This is a genomic window from Chloracidobacterium sp. (genome assembly GCA_016711345.1).
Lineage (GTDB): Bacteria > Acidobacteriota > Blastocatellia > Pyrinomonadales > Pyrinomonadaceae > OLB17.
Window position 1 is genome coordinate 1 of the sequence record JADJTD010000011.1, and the last position, 5,159, is coordinate 5,159.

At 73.0% G+C, this 5,159-nt stretch carries 9 protein-coding genes and 1 pseudogene; all 10 read left to right on the forward strand.

The window, feature by feature from the left end; translation table 11 throughout:
- The 10 genes and pseudogenes from IPL32_19820 (at nt 1) to IPL32_19865 (ending at nt 5,065) form a co-directional block, all read left to right on the forward strand.
- Nucleotides 1-305 (forward strand): annotated as a pseudogene (locus tag IPL32_19820) (DUF5131 family protein).
- A 226-nt stretch (nt 306-531) separates the two neighbouring features.
- Nucleotides 532-891, forward strand: coding sequence for a hypothetical protein (locus IPL32_19825; GenBank protein MBK8468068.1), 360 nt, complete (start codon nt 532-534; stop codon nt 889-891).
- Complete coding sequence (locus IPL32_19830) at nt 888-1,391, forward strand: hypothetical protein (protein ID MBK8468069.1); 504 nt, start codon at nt 888-890, stop codon at nt 1,389-1,391. The genes IPL32_19825 and IPL32_19830 overlap by 4 nt, the downstream gene beginning before the upstream one ends.
- Nucleotides 1,388-1,630 carry a hypothetical protein gene (locus IPL32_19835; protein ID MBK8468070.1) on the forward strand — a complete coding sequence of 81 codons (243 nt, stop codon included), beginning with the start codon at nt 1,388-1,390 and terminating at the stop codon, nt 1,628-1,630. Before IPL32_19830 ends, IPL32_19835 begins: the two co-directional genes overlap by 4 nt.
- Nucleotides 1,623-2,207, forward strand: coding sequence for a hypothetical protein (locus tag IPL32_19840; GenBank protein ID MBK8468071.1), 585 nt, complete (start codon nt 1,623-1,625; stop codon nt 2,205-2,207). The genes IPL32_19835 and IPL32_19840 overlap by 8 nt, the downstream gene beginning before the upstream one ends.
- Before the next feature lie 184 nt (nt 2,208-2,391).
- Nucleotides 2,392-2,934 carry a hypothetical protein gene (locus tag IPL32_19845; GenBank protein MBK8468072.1) on the forward strand — a complete coding sequence of 181 codons (543 nt, stop codon included), beginning with the start codon at nt 2,392-2,394 and terminating at the stop codon, nt 2,932-2,934.
- The gene (locus tag IPL32_19850; GenBank protein MBK8468073.1) at nt 2,931-3,116 is read left to right on the forward strand and encodes a hypothetical protein; all 186 of its coding nucleotides are present in this window, start codon (nt 2,931-2,933) and stop codon (nt 3,114-3,116) included. Before IPL32_19845 ends, IPL32_19850 begins: the two co-directional genes overlap by 4 nt.
- A 2-nt stretch (nt 3,117-3,118) precedes the next feature.
- Nucleotides 3,119-3,682 carry a hypothetical protein gene (locus IPL32_19855; GenBank protein ID MBK8468074.1) on the forward strand — a complete coding sequence of 188 codons (564 nt, stop codon included), beginning with the start codon at nt 3,119-3,121 and terminating at the stop codon, nt 3,680-3,682.
- Between the two features lies 1 nt (nt 3,683).
- On the forward strand, nt 3,684-4,025 hold the full coding sequence (locus IPL32_19860) for a helix-turn-helix domain-containing protein (protein MBK8468075.1): 342 nt from the start codon (nt 3,684-3,686) through the stop codon (nt 4,023-4,025).
- Between the two features lie 41 nt (nt 4,026-4,066).
- Nucleotides 4,067-5,065 carry a site-specific integrase gene (locus IPL32_19865; protein ID MBK8468076.1) on the forward strand — a complete coding sequence of 333 codons (999 nt, stop codon included), beginning with the start codon at nt 4,067-4,069 and terminating at the stop codon, nt 5,063-5,065.
- Nucleotides 5,066-5,159: the final 94 nt, after the last annotated feature.

Below are 5,159 nucleotides of genomic sequence, written 5' to 3' on the forward strand. Positions count from 1 at the left end.
CCTACCGCAACGTCTGGCTGGGCGTTTCGGTCGAGGACCAGCGCGCCGCCGCCGAGCGGATCCCCGAGCTGCTGGCCACGCCAGCGGCCCTACGCTTCCTATCCTGCGAGCCGCTGCTCGGGCCGGTGAACGTCTGCGCCGTCCCGGACGGCAAGACGAGGCCGGCTGAGTTCTCGGCGCGCTACACCCCGCTCGGAGACCTGGACTGGGTCATCGTCGGCGGCGAGAGCGGCCCGGGCGCGCGGCCGTGCAACGTCGCCTGGGTCCGCGATCTGGTCGGCAGCTGCATGGAGGCCGGCGTGCCCGCCTTCGTGAAGCAGCTCGGCGCCCACGTCCAGGACCGGAACGACGCCGGCTTCGACGGTGACGGCCCCGGCGCGTGGCCCGAGACCACCGACATGGTGGAGCACGACCACTACGACACGGGCTACCAGGGCGCCCCGGTCCGCGTCCGCCTAGCCGACCGGGCCGGCCGGGACCCCGCCGAATGGCCCGAGGACCTCCGCGTCCAGCGGTTCCCGGAGGTGACCCGTGGCTGATGTCGTCCTACGCGACGAGTTCGAGCCGGCCTTGAGGGCGTGTGTCGACGAGATCCGCGCGGCCTGGCAGGAGGAGCTACTCACCCTCCGGCGCCGCGCCGAGACCGCCGAGGCCCAGCTGGCCGACCTGGCCGGCTGCATCCGGGTCGAGCTCCACGGCGTCATCGAGGAGGTCGAGGCCTTCAACCGGTGCACCCAGTTCAAGGTGCTGCTGGCCCAGCGCGAGGAGGGCTCGACCTGGGGCGTCTGGTCCTTCCCGCTCCCCTCCGCCGACGCGGCGCGGGCCCTCGGGGCCAACCTCTACCGGCCAACCAGCGCGGTGGTCTTCCTGCGCGTCCCGGAGGCGCCGTGAAGATCCCCAGCCGCTGGCTCCCCTTCGTCCAGGCCTGCGCCGAGCAGCTGGCCCCGGCCTCCAGGATGGGGGGGCTGGCCCAGAAGCTCCTCGAGGAGCACGGCGCCACCCACAAGCGCCGGCTGGCCCGCACCCTGCCCCGCCGGAAGGCCGCCGCGGCGGAGCGGGCGGAGCGCACCGGCGCCACGCGGGCGACCCGCGGCGCCGTGGTCTCTCGCGCCGGCGGCCGCTGCGAGTGCTGCGGCGCCGAGGTCACCTCCCGATCGGGGGAGCTCGACCACTTCTTCGGCCGGGCCCGCTCCGAGTTGGTGGAGACCTGCTGGCTCCTCTGCAACGGACAGGAGGGCGGCTGCCACCTCGGGAAGACCATGAACATGCCGTCCCGCCGCTTCTGGCTGGTCCGCTTCCACCGCCACGCCCTGAAGCACGGCTACGCCCGCGCCCTGCAGTTGGCCGAACAGCAGCTCGCCCTCGAACCCACCCCGGGGACCTCACCATGAACTGGCCCTGGAGCAAGCCCACCCCGCCGCCCGCCGCGCCCGTCGGCTCCCCGGAGCGGGCCCGCCGCATCGCCCGGGCGGCCTCCCTGTGGAATGAGCGGCGCCGCGACGTGGGCCTCCACGCTGACAGGATCGCCTACCTCGAGAAGAAGGTGGCCGAGGAGCGGGTCCTTCTTGCCCAGGCGGAGGCCGACGAGGTAACCGCCCGGGCGGAGCTCGAGGAGGCCACCCGTGTCTGACCGCCCCCTCATGGCGCTGACGGTCCACCCGCCGTGGAGCGGGATGATCGCCGCGGGGCTCAAGCCGGTGGAGAACCGCTCTTGGCCGCCTCCGCCCCAGCTCATCGGGCAGCGGCTGGCCATCCACGCCGGGAAGAGCCTCGACTCCGCTGCCCTCCAGGTCCTGGGCGAGCACCAGGAGCTGCTCGGCATCCCCGACGGCGCGCTCGACCACAGCCTGGCCAGGTCCGCGATCGTCGCCGTGGTCACCCTCCGCGGCGCCGTGCGGGTCGCCGACGCCGACCGGCCGGACGAGACCCTCACCCCGCTCCAGATCGGCCAGCCGCGCCGCCTGCGCCCCCACCGCATCCTCGGCGGCCTGCCCACCCCGGCCGCCCTCGACGCCATCCGCTCCCCCTGGGCCATGGGCCCGTGGCTGTGGGTCCTCGGGGACGTGCAGGCCATCGACCCCGTCCCCTGCCAGGGCGCGCAGAAGGTCTGGCGCGTTCCGGACGGCGCGGCCGCCGCCGTGCTGGAGCAGCTCCGCGGGAAGTTCCGGACCACCCCTCGCCGCGCCATCCCGGGAGCCACCACGTGAGCCTGACGAGACTGAGCGACGACGAGAAGTGCGGCCACGGGTGGCCCAGGAACGACGAGCGGTGCCCGGTCTGCTACCAAACCCACGCCGAGTGCATGGTCGAGGCCAAGTCTCTCGCCGCCGAGCGTGACGCGCTGAAGGCCGAGGTGGAGCGTCTCTCGGGCTTGCGCCCGAAGTGGCCCCGATGCAGCCCGACGGCGAGTGGATGCCCCGCTACGGCCTGCGGTGGAACGGGCCAACTACTCCGGTCGCGGTGCCGATGGACGACGGGTACTGGACGCCCTGGCATCTGGCCCAGGGCGCCCTCGCCGCCGTCGTCTCCTGCCACCAGATGGGCACCGACTCCGCCTGCCTGGAGCGCCAGGCGTGCGAGAGGTACGACGCCCACGCCACCCAGCGCCGCCTCGCCCAGGTCACGGCCGAGCTGGAGCGGGTGGCCGCCCAGCGCGACGAAGCCCTGCGGGTCTCGGTGAGCTTCGCCTCTCAGGCCACCCGGGCCGAGGACGAGCACGAGGTCTGCCTGCTGGTGGCGGAGAGGCTGCGCGCTGAGCTGGAGCGAGTGGCGGCCGAGCGCGACACCGCGCGCGAGCTGGCCAACGACGCGCTCCAGGCCAGGGACAAGGCCCTCGCCTGCGAGGCCGCGGCGCGGGGGCTGCTGGCGGACCTCACGCGGGACGTGCTGAGCCTGGCCGGCCCGGGCCAGCTGGGCAAGGAGGCGGCGCCGTGAAGCTGCCCACCCACTCTGACCTGGCCGCCGGGGCCTGCCTTGCCCTCGCCACCTTCCCGGCCCGCTACGTCTGGGACTACTCCGGCGAGGCGGCGCGCGCCGCGTGGGCCGCCGTCGCCTTCCTGGTCCTGGTCGTCGCCGCCGTCTTCATCGGCATCATCATCCCGCACGAGAAGGGCTGAGCGTGACCATCTCGATCGGCAATGACCCCCTGCCGCCGCAGCCGGGCAAGTGCTGCCCGGACTGCACCCAGCCGGTGCTGTGGCCAGGCCGATGCCCCACCTGCGCAGCGGCGGAGCAGGCGCGAGAGTCCTTCCGAGAGCGCAAACGAAGGTACAACGCCAAGATCGTGAGCGATGGCCGGTGCATCTACTGTAGGGGCCCACGAGGAGATGCAGGGAGTTCTCAGGGCTGCCGGGCGTGCCTGGACGAGTTCAAAGTCCACGACAGATCGTACCGGTGCTGGAAAAAGTACGGGCTGTCCGTAGACGAGGAGATTGCCCTCCGCCAGCAGCCCTGCGGCGTGTGTGGCGTCGTGGGCAGTGGCACGGTGGCAGGGCTAAACGACATCGACCACCACCACGCATCGGGCCAGGTCCGAGGGGCTCTGTGCGCCAAGCACAACAGGGGGATTGGGTGCATGGACGACGACCCGGCCATCTTGCGCGCCGCGGCCGAGTATCTGGAGCGGCACGGATCGTTCGGCAAACTCCTGCCGCGCAACGTGGACCCGGACGCTCGGCCATAGCATGCCGGAACTCCTCACCATCTCCGATGTGGCTGGACTCCTCCGCGTGAGCCGGGCTACGGCCTACGGCCTTCGCGACCGCATCGGGTGGGTGAGGGTTGGCGTGCGGTCGGTCCGCTTCGAATCAGAGGCCGTGCAGGCCTACATCGAGAGGCAGCGATGCCACGCACCCGAAGCCGGATCTTCCTCCGCCCCCGCTCCCCGTTCTGGCAGGCCATCTGGACCGACCACGCCGGCCGCGTCCACCAGCAGTCCACGGGTTGCCGAGACCATGGAGCTGCTGCGGCGTGGCTCGCCGCGCGCGAGATGGAGAGAGTCCGAGCCGACGCCGGGGTCCCGGTAGCCCGAGACATCACGCTCCTCGAGGCGACCGCCGAGTACCTGGTGGACCGCGACGGTGAGCTCGCCGCCAAGTGGCACGGCACCGTCCTCGCCTTCATCCGCAACGAGGTGGTGCCCCACTTCGGCGGCGGCACCGTGGTCTCCGCCATCGACGCGATCGCCGTCGCCAAGTTCCGCACGGCGCAGAAGGGCCGGGTCGACCGGCGCTTCAAGCCGCGCCCCGACCAGCCGCCGAAGCTGGTCTCGCCGGCCACGGTGAACCGGCTGATGTGGGCCATGGCCGCCTTCGGCGGGTGGTGCGTCGAGCGCCAGTACCACCTCACCAACCCCTGGAGCACGGACAGCTACACCGAGAGCGACTACCCGGTTCCGGACATCCCCGCCGGCCAGCGGGCGCAGCTGCTGCTGGCCCTGCCCGCCGACCTGCGCGCCGTGGTCGAGTTCTCCTTCGAGACCGGCCTGCGCCGCGGGGAGATCGAGCGCCTGCGCTGGGAGGACGTGAACCTGGAGGAGCGGCTCGTCCAGGTGGTGAGCGTCCAGGCGCGCGGCTTCAACAAGGGGCGCAAGACCCGGCCCTGCACCCTCTCCCGGCGCGCCGCGGCGCTGCTCCAGGCCCGCCTCCCGAAGCCGACCCGGCCGCCGCGGCCGCCGGCGGGGCCCGTGTGGGGGCGCATCGGCGACCGGCGCCGGGCCTTCAAGACCGCGGCCGCCAAGGCGGGGATGCCGCGCGCCTGGCTGCACCTCTTCCGCCACCTGGGCGCCACCGACGTCGGCCGCTCGGGCGCCGCCGTGGCCGACCTGATGGCCTTCGGCGGGTGGAGCTCCGTCCGGATGGTGCAGCGGTACACGAGGGCGAACCACGAGCGGATGCTGCAGCTCATGGACCGCCGCGAGGGCCGCGATCCGCTGCCCGCCGCGCCGCCCCAGCTGGCCACCGCCACCCAGAGTCAGGGGTCGGAGGGAGACACAACGCGTGCACGACCCGGGAGGGACGGCGGCCTCACGGACGCCGTAAAGGACACGGGCGGCCCCTCGTCTTGAGGAACCGCCCGTGTTCACTGCCTTTTCGCCGGACATCTTCGCCGGCTATGTGGTGGACCCGACCGGGATCGAACCGGTGACCTCCTGAATGCCA